Annotated in this window: 15 protein-coding genes; 5 read left to right on the top strand and 10 right to left on the bottom strand. The window is 48.2% G+C overall.

Annotation, left to right across the window (positions count from 1 at the left end):
- Window positions 1-357 precede the first annotated feature (357 nt).
- The 4 genes from nrdR to BN1938_RS16870 form a co-directional block, all read right to left on the bottom strand.
- Entirely contained in the window at window positions 358-807 is a 450-nt protein-coding gene (nrdR, locus tag BN1938_RS16855; RefSeq protein ID WP_025654864.1) for a transcriptional regulator NrdR, read from the bottom strand.
- 48 nt (window positions 808-855) lie between these two features.
- Window positions 856-1,110, bottom strand: a complete 255-nt coding sequence (locus BN1938_RS16860; RefSeq protein WP_025654863.1) for a YlmC/YmxH family sporulation protein — start codon at window positions 1,108-1,110, stop codon at window positions 856-858.
- Between the two features lie 80 nt (window positions 1,111-1,190).
- Window positions 1,191-2,393: an ABC transporter permease gene (locus tag BN1938_RS16865; protein ID WP_050641691.1), complete on the bottom strand. Its 1,203-nt coding sequence runs from the start codon at window positions 2,391-2,393 to the stop codon at window positions 1,191-1,193.
- A 1-nt stretch (window position 2,394) separates the two neighbouring features.
- The gene (locus BN1938_RS16870; protein ID WP_025654861.1) at window positions 2,395-3,168 is read right to left on the bottom strand and encodes an ABC transporter ATP-binding protein; all 774 of its coding nucleotides are present in this window, start codon (window positions 3,166-3,168) and stop codon (window positions 2,395-2,397) included.
- 145 nt (window positions 3,169-3,313) lie between these two features.
- On the opposite strand from BN1938_RS16870, the gene BN1938_RS16875 reads away from it, so the two are divergent.
- Entirely contained in the window at window positions 3,314-3,688 is a 375-nt protein-coding gene (locus BN1938_RS16875) for a DUF3783 domain-containing protein (RefSeq protein ID WP_050641692.1), read from the top strand.
- 171 nt (window positions 3,689-3,859) lie between these two features.
- Here the strand turns inward: BN1938_RS16875 and BN1938_RS16880 are convergent, their stop codons facing one another.
- The 6 genes from BN1938_RS16880 to BN1938_RS16905 form a co-directional block, all read right to left on the bottom strand.
- Window positions 3,860-4,339 carry a DUF2178 domain-containing protein gene (locus tag BN1938_RS16880; protein ID WP_050641693.1) on the bottom strand — a complete coding sequence of 160 codons (480 nt, stop codon included), beginning with the start codon at window positions 4,337-4,339 and terminating at the stop codon, window positions 3,860-3,862.
- On the bottom strand, window positions 4,330-4,545 hold the full coding sequence (locus BN1938_RS16885) for a helix-turn-helix transcriptional regulator (RefSeq protein ID WP_025654858.1): 216 nt from the start codon (window positions 4,543-4,545) through the stop codon (window positions 4,330-4,332). Before BN1938_RS16885 ends, BN1938_RS16880 begins: the two co-directional genes overlap by 10 nt.
- Before the next feature lie 34 nt (window positions 4,546-4,579).
- Complete coding sequence (locus BN1938_RS16890; protein WP_050641694.1) at window positions 4,580-4,792, bottom strand: hypothetical protein; 213 nt, start codon at window positions 4,790-4,792, stop codon at window positions 4,580-4,582.
- A gap of 652 nt (window positions 4,793-5,444) precedes the next feature.
- Entirely contained in the window at window positions 5,445-6,821 is a 1,377-nt protein-coding gene (locus tag BN1938_RS16895) for a hypothetical protein (RefSeq protein ID WP_050641695.1), read from the bottom strand.
- A 123-nt stretch (window positions 6,822-6,944) separates the two neighbouring features.
- Window positions 6,945-8,687 carry an ABC transporter ATP-binding protein gene (locus tag BN1938_RS16900; protein ID WP_050641696.1) on the bottom strand — a complete coding sequence of 581 codons (1,743 nt, stop codon included), beginning with the start codon at window positions 8,685-8,687 and terminating at the stop codon, window positions 6,945-6,947.
- Window position 8,688: 1 nt separating this feature from the next.
- Window positions 8,689-10,437: an ABC transporter ATP-binding protein gene (locus BN1938_RS16905; RefSeq protein ID WP_050641697.1), complete on the bottom strand. Its 1,749-nt coding sequence runs from the start codon at window positions 10,435-10,437 to the stop codon at window positions 8,689-8,691.
- Window positions 10,438-10,629: 192 nt separating this feature from the next.
- Here BN1938_RS16905 and BN1938_RS16910 point away from each other — a divergent pair, with 192 nt between their 5' ends.
- The 4 genes from BN1938_RS16910 (at window position 10,630) to BN1938_RS16925 (ending at window position 14,824) form a co-directional block, all read left to right on the top strand.
- Window positions 10,630-11,331, top strand: a complete 702-nt coding sequence (locus BN1938_RS16910) for an ABC transporter ATP-binding protein (protein WP_050641698.1) — start codon at window positions 10,630-10,632, stop codon at window positions 11,329-11,331.
- A 1-nt stretch (window position 11,332) separates the two neighbouring features.
- Window positions 11,333-13,069, top strand: coding sequence for an efflux RND transporter periplasmic adaptor subunit (locus tag BN1938_RS16915; RefSeq protein ID WP_050641699.1), 1,737 nt, complete (start codon window positions 11,333-11,335; stop codon window positions 13,067-13,069).
- A gap of 29 nt (window positions 13,070-13,098) precedes the next feature.
- Window positions 13,099-14,337, top strand: a complete 1,239-nt coding sequence (locus BN1938_RS16920) for an ABC transporter permease (RefSeq protein ID WP_050641700.1) — start codon at window positions 13,099-13,101, stop codon at window positions 14,335-14,337.
- A 109-nt stretch (window positions 14,338-14,446) separates the two neighbouring features.
- Window positions 14,447-14,824: a hypothetical protein gene (locus BN1938_RS16925; protein ID WP_050641701.1), complete on the top strand. Its 378-nt coding sequence runs from the start codon at window positions 14,447-14,449 to the stop codon at window positions 14,822-14,824.
- The last annotated feature ends 306 nt before the right edge of the window (window positions 14,825-15,130 follow it).

Consider the following 15,130-nt stretch of genomic DNA (forward strand, 5'->3'; position numbering starts at 1 on the left):
ATCCCCTCGCGCCGCCTCCGTCCGCCATCTCCGGCCACCCGCCAGGATGAGCGCCGCCTTCCCGGGATGGTGAATGAGACGCCGGAGGGGATTTGTGCAGGTGTTTTTAGATGCCTAAAGTGTGCCGTGTTTCCGTTAGGATAAAATAGAAAAATCTGATGGACAAACTTTGCTTTCCCAAGCAAAGTTTGAAGCAACTAAGGCGCCAAATCATCAGATTTGGCGCCGCATGTTGCTGGTTCCATCAGATTTTTCTATTTTATCCTTACGGAAACTAGGCTAAACGCCCGGTATCCAAAAACACCTGCACAAATCCCCTCCGGCGTCTCATTCACCATCCCGGGAAGGCGCCCCCCTCTACTCTAAAAATTCCTTCAGTTCCGCCATAAAGGTGTTTACATCTTTAAACTCCCGATATACGGAAGCGAACCGCACATAAGCCACCGGATCCAGAGCCCTGAGCTTGTCCATCACAATCTCACCGATCATACTGCTCGGTATCTCTTTTTCCTCGCGGTTGAATATCTCCAGTTCCACGGCATCTATCGTCCGCTGAATCTCCGATGCCGGAACCGGTCTTTTATAGCAGGCACTTAAAATGCCCTGCTCAATCTTCGCGCGGTCATACTGTTCTCTGTTATTGTCTTTTTTGATAACGATCAGCGGAATAGTTTCAACCTTTTCATAGGTTGTGAAACGTTTTCCACACTCGTCACAGGAACGTCTTCTGCGTATAGAATTATTATCTTCTGCAGGCCTAGAATCAATTACTCTTGTGTCGGGGTTTCCACAATAAGGACATTTCATAATATATTCCGCCTTTCCTCCCATTTCTTCCCCCATTATACACAATAACTAGAACTTTTGCAAAAACTTTTCCTCCCTTATTTCCACCAAAATAATATCGGGACCGATCTTCTTGATGCAGTGCCACGGAATGACATATTCACAGTCTGTTCCAAGGAATCCGCAGATTTTCCCCGGCCCCGGAATGATGATGGCCTCCACCCGTCCCTCTTTGATGTCGATATCCACATCCACAACGCATCCAAGCCTTTTACAGTCGCATACATTAATAACTTCCTTTTCCCGCAATTCACATAATCTCATAATATCACCACACCAAAAATACCCGCATACAGCAGCAGCTTCTCTCACTGTTACTATATGCGGGCACTCTGAAATGCGTGTTAAATTGCCATTACCTTTTCACTTTCAAATGCTTTTGCAATCACACCGATTAATACGGCTCCCAGAACTAGTGTTACGCCCAGTGTCATCCCATACTGCATCATAGTCACTTCCTGCGTCAGAATGCCCTGCAGCGTAAGCGATGTGTTATAGATCGGCACGGCGTAGAACCATTCGTGCGGGGTCTTTGTTGTAAACATTGTCGTGATCCCAAGCACCAGAACCAGCATGTAAACCGGCATCACGTAAGAATTGGCCTCCTTCACGGTCTTGGCAAATACGGATACCAGGACGATAATTGCCGAATACAGAAATGCAATTGCCACAAGCAAAGCGGCCATCATTCCGATCTGCTTTGGATTCAACGACAGATCCAGTCCCATATCTCCGCCCATGCCGCTCATCATCTGCGGCATAAAGGCAACCATTGCACCCACATATACGACAGAGGATACTCCGGAGATAATCATCAGTGAAAATACTTTTCCAAGTACAATGGAGCTTCTCTTGATCGGGGAAACCAGAAGGCTTGCCATCGTGCCCCTTTCCTTCTCCCCGGCCACCATATCAGTACCGATTCCCATAGCCCCCGCAAATAACAGGATGGTTACAAAATAAGGAAGCATCATTCCCAGAACCTTGCCGCTGGCTTTCTCCTCGTCCTGAATTACCATTTCGGGATTATCCGAATTTACTGTAAATACGGTAAGACCTTCCATGTCCTCCACACGGTCGGATAAGAGCAGCTGTCTGTATGACTCCAGGACGCCATTTGATATTGTGTCATATGCCGCGCGTGAATAGTCTTCCGACGGATTGTAATACGTCTTAACCTGAGGGGTTGGCGCTCCTGTCTGATAACTGGAAACCTCATCCAAAAAGCCTTCCGGAAATTCGATCAGCAGATCGGCCCCTCCGTTTTTTATCATATCTTCGGTCTCGGCCCTGTCGCTGACCGTATATACATCGCATTCTTTGTCCGCAGCCTTTAAAAATTCTTCAAAACCTGCCGGCGCATTCTGGAGATATACGATCGCCTTGTGCGATTCGACATCTTCCTGAGCGCTGCTGCTCAGACTGCTGACCAGAGTCATAATACCAACCATAATAATCACCGGAAGGAAAAATACTGAGAAGATCATCTTCTTGTCTTTGAAAACCCTTGCCAGCTCTTTCCCGCATATCTGTTTAATCCCGCTCATCTTACTTTCCTCCTTTCTGAATTCTGTAAAGTTCGAAAAAGGCATCTTCCAGATCCTCTGTGTTTGTATCATGAAGTATCTGATCCAGGCTTCCCTCAGCCACCTTGCAACCATCAATGATAATTCCGATCCTGTCACAGATTTTTTCGGCTTCTGACATGACATGCGTGGAGATAATCACCAGTTTGCCTTCGTCTCTTAATTTTCTTAAATAATCAGTAACGCCGCGTGCCGTCACTACATCCAGCCCATTGGTCGGTTCGTCAAAGATTACGATATCAGGATCATGAACCAGACACACCGCGATTGCAGCTTTCTGTGCCATACCTGTAGAAAGTTCTTTGATTTTTTTCTGGGAAAAGTCTTTAATCCCAAAGTATTCAAAAAGCTCCTCTTTTCTCGCTTTGAGCCTATCCTCCGGAATGTTATGTAATCTTCCGAAGAAATCAAACATATAATCCACAGAAAACTGAGGATCCAGCTTTATATCCCCTGTCAGAAAGCCGAGCTTCTCCCGCACCATTTCCGGCTCCTTCTGCACTTCATGGCCGGAAACATAGATCTCGCCTTTTGTCGGCTTGATGATGGTAGAGATACACCGCAGCGTCGTTGTCTTCCCCGCGCCGTTTGGTCCCAAAAGGCCGTATATCTCGCCCGGTTTTGCCGTAAGGCTCAGGTCATTAACAGCAGTCTTTACGGGGTTTGTCGTCTTGGATTCCTTCATCTGCTTTTTATTCAGTTTATAAATCTTGGTCAGGTTTTTGATCTCTATCATGATCTCCCTCCTCATTCTGTACTATTGTGTTAATACAACTATATATCCTTGTTATTGATTTGTCAATAACAATTTTTTCCTTCCTCAGCCCTTTCAATCTTTTCCCAAATAGATTACAATATTAAAAAAATAAGGAGGACTATCCATGAAAGAAACTATCTTACTTTTTCACGTTCCCGATAAAGAAAAGCTGTTAAAAATCGAAATGGCACTTTTTCCCCTGCATGTTCGCTTGAAACATGTGAAAGAGGAAGAGTATCACCAGCCGCTCGGCGTACTGGCGGGTATAAAAGACGCGGTACCCGCCGAAGGAAATTATACCGGCAGCGCCCTGGCCGATACCATGATCGTTTTTGCATTCTTTGATGACAACCGTCTCAACCAGGCACTGGCAGCGCTGAAGAAAAGCGGCGCCGGCCCTCTGCCCTACAAGGCGGTCCTTACTCCGACCAACCAGTTCTGGACTGCCCACGAATGCTTGGCAGAACTGAAACGTGAACATGAGGCTATGACTCCCTAGTACAGCAGTGCACTAATAATTCAGCAATAATCACCTGCTCTCTACGTCATAGCTGTACCTGCTTTCGCTAGACGTAGGAACCACTACGCCGTCGCGAAAGCAGGCACAACTCTGACGCAGATATCAGGCACTTATTACTGAAAGATTAATGCACTGCTGTACTAGCAGGAATCATAGCTTTTTTTCATAATATTTTTTCACGATAACGGTAACAAGGAAATACAGCATTAGTACTCCCCATGCCGTCCAGAATACAGCAAAGTTAAAAAATCCTGAGATTAAAAGAACTGCATAACAGACTCCCATAACAATCATGCCTGCCCAATATGAGGTTTTTTCATTAATCATTTTATTTCTCTCGTCGGATACTTTGAGACGTTCTTCTCGTAGAAGTTTTTCATTCTTAAGAAGTTTTTTTGCCTTCAGGATCTCCTTAACCGCGAAGATAATGACGGCTGCACCGGTTCCCATAAAGACTCCGCATAAAAATCCCTCTTCATACTCTCCGCCTCTCAACATCATCACAATCGCCACTGCGATAGTAAGCAGCCCCACACCGCACATAAAAAAGTCTATCCTGATCCGGACTTTTAGTTTCTCCCTGTACTCCTCGTCTGTCTTAGCTCCCTGTTGCAATGCTTTTATAAACATATATTTTCCTCCTCCAGATTAAAAATAAAAATATCCTCAATATTGACTCCAAAATACTGGGCAATCTTATGTGCCAGTATCAATGACGCATTATACCTGCCGTTTTCCAGCGATATGATGGTCTGCCTTGTCACCTCAACTGCATCTGCAAGTTCACTCTGCGTAATCTTCCGTTCCTTCCTCAACTGCTGAATTTTATTTTCCAAAAACATCCCCCATTTCTGACCGTCGTATTCAACGCTACTTTCCTCCATAAAACAAAGACCCCTTAAACGCTTTTATTCTGCGGTAGGACTTTTCCGGAAGAATCCCGATCAACATCAGGCAGATCGCCATCCCAAAAAGGAATCCCTTAATCAGCTCCGGTGTATCCGCAAACTGCTGAAGCAGCAAAGCCAGCGCATGAAATGCAAAACCCAGCTTTAATTCTCTCCTCATATCACCTTTTTTCATAATCACCGCTCTCCTTTGCCTCTAAAGAAAATGTATAGTTCGTTTTACATTTAAAGTATAGTACGCTTTACATAAAATGTCAAGTACCTTTTACATTTTCCAACAACGAGCTTTAATCCCGGCGCGGATGGGGAACGGGACGCTCAACAACAGGTTTACCGCAGACACGAAAGCACCACCAATTCAACCTCCATACACAGCCCCCGTTTAAGCTCCCCTTGGGAACGGATCATATCTCCCTGCTGGATGCACCAGCTCCATAAAGGGATAGCCGAAAGCCGCCGTAAGAACATACCTGTCATTATAAATCGCTAAAGCGGATCTTAGTAATTCTTGGCGGGAACCAGCCGTGAAAATGGAGAGATTTTTTGATCCCGAATCAAAAAATCAGCTGACCCAGCGCGAGAAATCATCAGATTTCTCACGATGTGTCAGCTGTGCTCCATTTTCACGGCTGGTTTCCCGAATCAAAAAATCAGCTGACCCAGCGCGAGAAATCATCAGATTTCTCACGATGTGTCAGCTGTGCTCCATTTTCACGGCTGGTTCCCGCCTAGAATTACTTAGGTCCGTGTCCGCAATTTATAATGACAGGTATGTTCTTACGGCGGCTTTCGGCTATCCCTTTATGGAGCGTCCCCCTCTCCGCCCCCTATCCCCTGGGCGCAATCTTCCCTCCTCCTGCCAGGCTGATTGTTCTTCCCGCAAGCCAGCTGTTCGCGCTGTCCGCAGAGTCATAGTAAATGCTGTACCCTCCCGATTCTATATTACTGCAGGATTCATCCGCATTCGTCAAAACATTTACGTAGGCGTCACCCGACAATTTCCAGCCTGCATCTTCTGCCAGAGATACTTTTATGTATTTTCCTTTATTATCGCTGTTGATGCTGCCGCTAAAGCTGGAACTTTCTTTCAGCCTAAGATTCACGGTACTGATCTCATCACAGACTATCCTGCCCTTCAGTTTTTGATCTATGGCAGTCAATGTCAGGTTACCTCCGTTGCTGCCTGGGGTTCCCCAGTTGTTTATGCTGTTGCCGGATACTTTGGTCAGCACATTTCCTTCATACTTTAATTCCGAATTTCTAAGAATGATATCTGCCTTTGTATTTGTCACGTAGAACAGCGGCCCTTCTGTCCTGGATGTCAGCTTAGTATCAGATGCTTTCAGGTTTGAGGCCCCTTCCCCTTCATTTTCGGAGCTGCTCCGGTACAGCAGCACACCGTTCTCACCGGAACCGGATAGATCACAGCCGTTTAAAACTGCTGTGCTGCCGCCTTCTATCATCAGTATCTGGCTGTCATCCGCACTGCCCTCCAGCTTTTCTGCTGTTACCGTCCCTGCTGCAAAGATGCATGGGCTGCCGGTACCGGACGACAGCACGGTGCCTCCCTGTACGAACACACTGCCGCTCTTCTCTGCCGCCACGGGCGCACAGCGGGTGCCGCTGGTGGTTACTTCTATATTCTCTGCCTTAATTCTGCCTCCATAGGTAGCCTTCAATCCCCTGGAAGAATTACCCGACGTGCTGATCTTCACATGATCCGCATGTATGAGTGCATCCGTCCCGGTTGCAAAAACTGCGTTCGCCCCCTCGGCCGACGACGTGATCTCACTTTTGCTGATACTGGACTCGCTTCCTGCAGTTGTAGCAAATACCGCATTCACGCCATAATAATTGCTCTCATCCGCGCTGGACGTGTCCCCTGACTTTGTCAGCTTCCCATCTGTCATGGTAAGCGTCCCTCCGTTCTTTACCAGCACTGCATTTTGGTTTTCGCTGCTGGTACTAATGGATTCCGATTCTGAGTTCTCACTCTTCCCGTCCACCTGCAGCATGCCGCTTAACTCAATGCTCCCCCGTGATTCCTCATCTATAAAATCTTGCTCCTGCTCTTCAACGATTACTTCCCCTGAATTTACTGAATCCGTCTCTTTATCGTCTGTGTTCCCCTGATGGCTGCATCCGGTAAAGACATATGATAAAACCGCGATCCCCAGAAATAACTGTATCACTCTTTTCTTCATCCAACCATCCTTTCTGCCCCTTATTACCTCACCATTGTATGAAGAAAATTTGAATACCATGTAGTAGAATTGTGTTTTTTCTGTGAACTGGAAATCACTGTATTTTAAACCAATGTTTTTACATTAATGGGCAAACTGGCTCTCATAAAGATTCTTATAGAACCCGCCCACTCTGAGCAGTTCCTCATGGTTCCCCTGCTCAATGATGTTCCCGTCCTTCATCACCAGAATCACATCCGCTTCCCGTATCGTAGACAGACGGTGGGCCACGATAAAGCTGGTCCGTCCCTCCATCATCTTCTGAAACGCCTCCTGTATCTTAATTTCCGTCCTTGTATCGATTGAAGAGGTTGCCTCATCCAGAATCAGCATAGGGGGCAGATTCAGCATAACCCTCGCAATGCAGAGCAGCTGCTTCTGTCCCTGGGAAAGGTTCCCGCCCTCCTCCTGGATCAGCGTATCATACCCGTCCTTCATCCGCTTAATAAATCCATGTGCATGAGCGGCTTTGGCGGCAGCTACGATTTCCTCCCGCGGAGTATCCGGGCGGCCATAGGCAATATTTTCCGCAACCGTGCCCGACTTCAGCCAGGTTTCCTGCAGCACCATCCCATAGTTTGCCCGCAGGCTGTCCCGGGTCACCTCCCTGATATCATGGCCGCTCAGGATAATCTGTCCCGCATCCACGTCATAGAACCGCATCAGAAGATTAATAAGCGTTGTCTTCCCACAGCCGGTTGGCCCCACAATGGCGATCTTCTGCCCGGGTTTCACATCCAGCTTCAGATGCTCCAGCAGCGGGACGTCCTTTCTATACGAAAAAGAGACATTCTCCAGCCTCAGGCTGCCGTCCGCCTGCCCCATAACAATGGCGTCCCCGGAATCCGGGATCTCCGGTGTCTCCTCGATAAAATCAAAGACCCGTTTCGCACATGCAAATGCATTCTGCAGTTCCGTCACCACGCTGGAAATCTCATTAAAGGGCTTTGTATACTGGTTCGCATAACTCAGGAAACAGGACAGCTGTCCGACGGAAATCACCCCGCCTATCGCCGTGAATGCGCCCACAATCCCGACTCCCGCATACACCAGCCCGTTTACAAACCGCGTACTGGGATTGGTAATGGAAGAGAAAAATATGGCTTTCAGGCTTACTTCCTGCAGCCTGCAGTTGATCTCATCAAATCGTTCCAGCGCACGGTCCCCGTAACCGAAGGCCTGAACGACCTTCTGATTTCCCACCATTTCATCCACCAGGGAAGTCATCTCCGCCCGCGCCTCAGACTGTGCCCTGAACATGGTGTACGTTCTTTTTGCTATAAAGCTGGCTGCAAAAAGAGACAGCGGCGTGATCAGAATGACCACCAGGGAAATCCTTACATTGATAGAAAGCATAAAGATCAGAGTCCCGGCGATTGTCACGATCCCTGTGAACAGCTGTGTAAATCCCATCAGCAGTCCGTCTGAGAACTGCTCCACATCCGTGATAATCCTGCTGATCGTCTCGCCATACTGATGGCTGTCAATGTATTTTAAAGGAAGGATCTCCAGCTGCGCAAAGGCGCGGGTCCTTACATCCTTTACAACACGGTAGGTAATCGTATTGTTGCACAGGTTCATCAGCCACTGCGCTGCACTCGTAATGAATATGACAGCAGCCAGAATCTTTAGAATATAGAAAATAGAATCAAAATCCACCTGATTTGTTCCTATTATATAATCAATTGCATTTCCGGTCAGGATCGGTGCATACAGAGTCAGCGCAACGGATATCACCGCAAAGACCAGCGAGAGTGCCAGATAGTGCAGGTATGGCTTAATCAGGCGCAGGATTTTCCGTACAGTACCGTCATGATTTCGTGCCATCTTAGCCCACCTCCTCTCTGGAAAGCTGTGAGTAGCAGATCTCCCTGTAGACCTGGCAGTTCTCCAGCAGTTCCCCGTGCGTTCCGCAGCCTGCAATCTCCCCGTCATCCAGCACGAGAATCCGGTCCGCATACATAATAGAGGCCGCCCGCTGGGATACGATAAACACGGTCATTCCCGATGTATCCTCTGCAAGCGCCTTTCGCAGCCGGGAATCTGTAGCAAAATCAAGCGCCGATGCGCTGTCATCCAAAATCAATACCTGGGGCCGGCGCACCAGAGCCCTTGCAATCGTAAGCCGCTGTTTCTGCCCGCCGGACAGGTTTTTGCCGCCCTCGCTGACCATGGTATCCAGCCCTTTCGGTTTTCCCTCCACGATTTCCAGCGCCTGGGCCGTCTTCAGTGCCGTTCTGATCTCGTCATCCGAGGCATTTTCTTTTCCCATTTTCATGTTTTCCCGGATCGTTCCATGGAATAGAACCGCCTTCTGCGGAACAACGCCGGTTGTCTCCCTCAGATCATCCAGCCTCCATTCCCTCACGTCCGTTCCGTTCACACACACTGCGCCTTCACTGACATCATAAAAACGAGGGATCAGATTTACAAGCGTAGACTTACCGCAGCCGGTCCCTCCGATGATTCCAATCGTTTCACCCGCGCCTGCACAAAATGAAATGTGGGACAGCGCTGGCTCCTGGCTGCCTTCATAGTAAAAGGTGACATCCCGCATCTCCACACGCGGCAGAGGATCTGCAGCAGATACCGTTCCGGTACTGTTCTGTACGGTTACCGCGCCATCCGTAATACCTGGTTTCAGGTCAAATACTTCATTGATTCTGCCCGCAGATGCCATCGCCTTTGTAAAAGAGATGATGAGATTGGCAAGCGCCACCAGCGCCAGCAGGATCTGCGTCATATAGTTCACAAGCGCAATGACTTCCCCCTGGGTGATCCGTCCTGCCTGCACCGCGCCCCCGCCGTACCAGACAACGGCGATGATGCCCAGGTTCACAAGCACATAGGTCAGGGGATTCAGCAGAGCCGATATCTTTCCGACCAGCTGCTGAAACCGCATCAGTGTGCTGCTTTTCTCCTCAAACTCCGCTTTCTCCTGATTCTGTGTTCGAAACGCCCTGATCACACGAATTCCGGCCAGATTCTCCCGTGTAGAAAGAAGAACCTGATCCAGGCTCTTCTGCACCTTTTTATACAGAGGAATCGTCAGCATCATGATGCCATATATTACAAGAGACAGAACCGGTACAGTGATCAAAAATATAACCGCTACTTTCACGTCAATCGTAAATGCCATAATCATTGCGCCAACCACAATAAACGGGGAACGCAGAAACAGCCTGAGCACCAGATTCACCCCAGACTGCACCTGATTAATATCGCTCGTCATACGCACAACCAATGTAGAGCTCCCTGCTTTGTCTATCTCCGCATAGGACAGATCCCCGATATGGCGGAACAATTCGTGCCTAAGCCCGGTACCAAACCCAACGGCCGCCCTCGCCGCAAAATACTGTGCAAGAAGGGAACAGCTCAGCCCCAGCACGCCGAAAGCCACAAGGACAGCGCCCATCTTCCATATATATGGTATATTCCGGTGCCGGATTCCCACATCAATAATCTGTGCCATAATCAGCGGCACAATCAGTTCAAACGTTGCCTCCAGCAGTTTAAACAGCGGCCCGATAATGCTTTCCTTTTTATAACCGTTTAAAAACGGCAGTAATCTTCTCACGCTTTTTTCCTCCAAGTCCGTTATATTGCACGACTGTATTGTAACAGACAATACCTTTACTGTAAATGTTTCCCATTATTTAGTTTTTGAGCACGTTTTCTCCATAAAAGTATTGACTTTTTAATCTTAAAAGAATATTGTATTAGTTAAGTAATACAACTACCATTACACAAAATCATGGAGGGATGTTTCATGGAACCACTCATCAAAGTTGAGAACCTGCATAAAATCTACAATCCCGGCGAAAACGAAGTGCGTGCATTGGACGGCATCGATCTGGAAATCGGAAAAGGCGAGTTTGTCGCAATCATAGGGCACTCCGGTTCCGGTAAGTCTACACTGATGAACATGTTGGGCTGTCTTGACGTCCCCTCTTCGGGAAATTACTTTCTGAACGGACACGATGTTTCCAAACTGACAGACAACCAATTGTCAGATATACGCAATAAAGAGATTGGATTCATTTTCCAGGGATTTAACCTGATTGCCAATCTCGATGCTGTCGAAAATGTTGAGCTGCCGCTGATTTACCGCGGACTCGGCAAGCAGAAACGCCGCAGGATTGCGGTCGAGGCGTTGAAAAAGGTGGGATTGGGCACGCGGATGAAGCACAAGCCAAGTGAGCTTTCCGGAGGTCAGCAGCAGAGAGTAGCCGTGGCGCGCGCCATTGCCGCACAGCCGCCGATCGTACTGGCCGATGAGCCGACCGGTAATCTGGACACCAAATCCACTAAGGAAATCATGGAGATTCTGAAAGGCCTTCATAAGGGCGGCCGCACCGTTATTATCATCACTCATGATGACGAGATCGCACAACAGGTCAACAGAGTCGTCCGCATCATTGACGGGCGTATTGAAAATGATTATCTGAATGAAGAAAGGGAAGGGGCATAATATGTTTTCCAAAAAGAAAAAAGAACAGGAAGAAATTTTAGACACCATTGATAACGATATGACCGATGATGATTTGCTTTCCGGGGATGATTCCTACGAACTGGAAGATGCCGAAGCGGCGAAACCCCCTAAGAAAAAGCTTCCCGCCTGGATCATCATCCCGGTAATTGCGGTTCTGGGCATTGTGATCTTCGCAGCCTCAAAGCTTACCACAGGAAACAGCAATAACCAGGCGACATCTCTGCAGGTCGCCGAAGTCACAACAGGTGATATCAAAGAGGTCTACAATGCAAGCGGAAAGATAGAAAGCGAAAACACGAAGACCTATTATTCTCCCGTCACAGCACCCGTTGCCATCTGCAACGCTGTTGTAGGCAATACCGTAAAAGCCGGCGATCTCCTGGTGAGCTTTGACACAACAAACCTGGAACGTGACAACCAGCAGGCACAGCTGAGCCTGCAGTCCAGCCTCAACGCATCACAGGCTACAAAAGCACAAAATGCCAAAGCCATTGACGCGGCAAATGCGGCATCTGCACAGGCTGCAGACCAGGCCAACCAACTGGCAGATAAAGTAAATGATCTTGCCGCTCAGGTTGACGCCGCTTATGCACAGTTTCAGGCCAACCAGGCAGAGGCAGACGCCGCCGCCCCGGAACAGGAACGCCTGCAGAAAATCGTGGCGGAACAGCAGGAAATCATCAATACGAATCAGGCTGTGATTGATGACATCAATACAAACTATGCCGGACGCCGCGCTGATCTCGATGCTGCACTGGCAAAACCGGAAGACCAGAGGACTGCCGATGACACCGCCGTAATCAAAGCTTTACAGCCTGTTTTTGAGAAATATGATAAGGCGGCAGAAGCCATTGAAAAAGCACAGCAGGAAATCGACAAGGCAGCCCCGGGCATCAACAGCAATCCTGTGGATGATGCCGGTTATGCACAGCTTAAAGCGCAGTATGATGCGGCCTACGCAGAATGGGAGGCAGCTTACAATGCGGCCAACGCACCGACCACCGACCCCGGAATGTCCTCTGCTGAGCTGGCTAACCTGGATATCAGCGACAACCTTGCAGAACTCACAGCGCTGACCCCCGCCGAGCTTGTGGAAAAGGGCCGGGAAGGTATGAAGGCCGACATGGACGGTGTAATCGCAGCCGTAGATGCGCTGCAGACCAACACAGCCACTCAGGGAATGGCCATGTTCACCATCGCCAGCACCGAGAAGGTTCGTGTAAAAATCGAAGTATCTCCCGATGACTATGAAAAGATGAAGGTTGGCAATAAAGCCACCGTCACCGTTGGAGACTATAAATACGAAGGGAAACTGACAAAAGTCAATAAAATAGCCGTTAATAATGAAAAAGGAAACCCTGTCATCGGCGCAGAGATCCATATCGACAATCCGGATGAAAACCTCTGCATCGGCGCTACAGCCAAAATCACGATGACTGTTGCGGAGGCCGACAATGTACTGGTTGTTCCGACGGAAGTCATCAACACCTCCTCTGAGGGCGATTTCGTCTATGTAATCGAGAACGGTGTTGTAAAGAAAAAACCGGTCGAACTGGGTACCGCATCCACCACACAGATCGAAGTTAAGAGCGGCCTGAAAAAAGGTGACAAAGTGGTAAATGATCTGAACGTAGATATTGAAGACGGTATGAAAGCTACTGCGGCGCCTGCAAAGAACACGGATTCCGCTGCCGGTGCAGAAGCAGTGAAAGAATAAACGGACTGATTGAGAAAAGAGGACATAATATGGGACAATTTTTAGAATACGTAAAAATGGCTCTTGATAATATCCGTTCCAATAAAGGCCGTTCCTTCCTTACGATGCTGGGTATCATCATAGGCATCACATCTGTCGTCACCATCGTTTCCATCGGAAACGGTCTGAAAAAAGATGTGGTCGATGCTTCAAACGAACAGAACAACACCGTCACGGTCCAGGCAAATTCCGACGAGGTATCGGATCCCAACTGCATCACGGGCGAAGATATTTCTTATCTGAAAACCACCCTGGGCGATTCCATTCAGAGTGTGTCGGCCTATGCAGGTTCATTCGGATCCATTACAACCCGAAAAGGGAAATTTGATGCCTACGTAGGATTGACAACACCTGATTATGAAAATGCACAATATCAAAATCCCCTGGTAAAAGGAAGTTACTTTACGGACAACGATGTTGCAAATGCCAACAAAGTGTGCGTCATCGACGAACTGACAGCAATATACTTATTCGGTAATACAGATGTCATCGGCATGACCGTCGAACTGCAGGTAGACAGCAGTATACAGAATTTTAACATCATCGGCATACGTGAGACTTCCCAGGAAATGATGGAAGCAGAAAAACAGTACCTGGCAATGGGAATGGATAAAAGTATTTCCATCGAAATGCCTTATACAGTCTCTACAGACCTGGGCACTCCGGTAGAAGCTTTTGCTTCCGTCTCCATCACTGCTGCTGACAAAGACCAGGCATCCAGAATCGCCAAAAATGCCGTACAGATCCTGAATTCCAGACACCAAAATCTGGGGGAAACACCATTCATCCAGCAGAAGCCAATGGATTTCTCCGATATGTTCGGCTCCATCATGGACGGAGTAACCGCCTTCGTAGCTCTGGTTGCAGGTATTTCACTGATTGTCGGCGGTATCGGGGTTATGAATATCATGCTTGTATCCGTCACAGAGCGTACCCGCGAGATCGGAATCCGCAAGGCCCTGGGGGCCAAGACAGGTTCCATCATCGCACAGTTCCTCTGCGAATCCGCGATCATCTCGGGCATGGGAGGAATCATCGGGATCATACTCGGCGCCGCGCTAACGGCCCTGATCAGCGCCCTTGGAATCGGCGGTATCAAAGCCCAGCTTTCCTTCCCGGCGATTCTGATTGCAACCATATTCTCCTGCAGTGTGGGAATCGTATTCGGCATCTATCCGGCAAAGAAGGCTGCCAAGCTCAGTCCGATTGAGGCGCTCAGACGGATGTAATAATATTTATTTCTATGATTTAACAGATAATCCTGTGCACTCTTACAAAGACAGCACATGATTCTATACAACTTATTCACAAGTCTCATAAAACGAGGAGGGTTTTCACATGAAAAAACAAAGTAAGCTATTAAAAGTATTCTCTATTATCCTGATTGTCATTGGAGCAATTTCCCTTTTGTCAGGCGTGTTTGCTATCGCTATGAAATCAACAATGGATGCGACCTATGAGGCAATGGGTATCGTAGCACCGACGACATTCTCTTATATATATTCGATTATTGGGGGGCTGATCATACTGGCTTCCGGTATCATAGGTGTTGCCTATAAGTCCAGGAAAATGGTGCTGGTAATAGGAATCATACTGGCGGCATACTATGTGTTTAATATTATTTACGCTGCTGTGACTACGGGATTCTCCGCATTCAGCCTGGTGGGACTGATCTGGCCTCTGCTGTACCTCTGGGGGTGGTATCTTTCTGAGTAACGATAGGGGGGGACGCTGAGCGGAAGTGGAATAGGCCTCTTTCGGATGGGGCGCGAAGTAATGGAACAGCCATAAGCCTGACAAATGCACATATGCCGTTTCGGGGTGCGGACGCGAACCTAAGAAATTCTAGGAAGCCGACAGCCCCAAAAGTGGAGCACCGGGGACACATCACAAGAAATCTGATGATTTCTTGCGCTGGGTCCCCTGATTTTGTGATTCGGTGATCACAAAATCTCTCCACTTTTGGGGCTGTCGGCTTCTAAGAATTTCTAAGGTTCGCTTTAGCACCCCGAAACGGCATAT

The organism is Eubacterium sp. SB2, assembly GCF_001244405.1.
In the GTDB taxonomy this organism is placed as follows: domain Bacteria; phylum Bacillota; class Clostridia; order Lachnospirales; family Lachnospiraceae; genus Faecalicatena; species Faecalicatena contortus_B.

Excerpts from the sequence above, each read along its gene's own strand:
- BN1938_RS16910 (WP_050641698.1), top strand. The coding sequence starts at position 10,630 with ATGGAACCACTCATCAAAGTTGAGAACCTGCATAAAATCTACAATCCC.
- BN1938_RS16925 (WP_050641701.1), top strand. The coding sequence starts at position 14,447 with ATGAAAAAACAAAGTAAGCTATTAAAAGTATTCTCTATTATCCTGATT.
- BN1938_RS16900 (WP_050641696.1), bottom strand. The coding sequence starts at position 8,687 with ATGGCACGAAATCATGACGGTACTGTACGGAAAATCCTGCGCCTGATT.
- BN1938_RS16890 (WP_050641694.1), bottom strand. The coding sequence starts at position 4,792 with ATGAAAAAAGGTGATATGAGGAGAGAATTAAAGCTGGGTTTTGCATTT.
- BN1938_RS16865 (WP_050641691.1), bottom strand. The coding sequence starts at position 2,393 with ATGAGCGGGATTAAACAGATATGCGGGAAAGAGCTGGCAAGGGTTTTC.
- BN1938_RS16870 (WP_025654861.1), bottom strand. The coding sequence starts at position 3,168 with ATGATAGAGATCAAAAACCTGACCAAGATTTATAAACTGAATAAAAAG.
- BN1938_RS16915 (WP_050641699.1), top strand. The coding sequence starts at position 11,333 with ATGTTTTCCAAAAAGAAAAAAGAACAGGAAGAAATTTTAGACACCATT.
- nrdR (WP_025654864.1), bottom strand. The coding sequence starts at position 807 with ATGAAATGTCCTTATTGTGGAAACCCCGACACAAGAGTAATTGATTCT.
- BN1938_RS16920 (WP_050641700.1), top strand. The coding sequence starts at position 13,099 with ATGGGACAATTTTTAGAATACGTAAAAATGGCTCTTGATAATATCCGT.
- BN1938_RS16880 (WP_050641693.1), bottom strand. The coding sequence starts at position 4,339 with ATGTTTATAAAAGCATTGCAACAGGGAGCTAAGACAGACGAGGAGTAC.
- BN1938_RS16860 (WP_025654863.1), bottom strand. The coding sequence starts at position 1,110 with ATGAGATTATGTGAATTGCGGGAAAAGGAAGTTATTAATGTATGCGAC.
- BN1938_RS16875 (WP_050641692.1), top strand. The coding sequence starts at position 3,314 with ATGAAAGAAACTATCTTACTTTTTCACGTTCCCGATAAAGAAAAGCTG.
- BN1938_RS16895 (WP_050641695.1), bottom strand. The coding sequence starts at position 6,821 with ATGAAGAAAAGAGTGATACAGTTATTTCTGGGGATCGCGGTTTTATCA.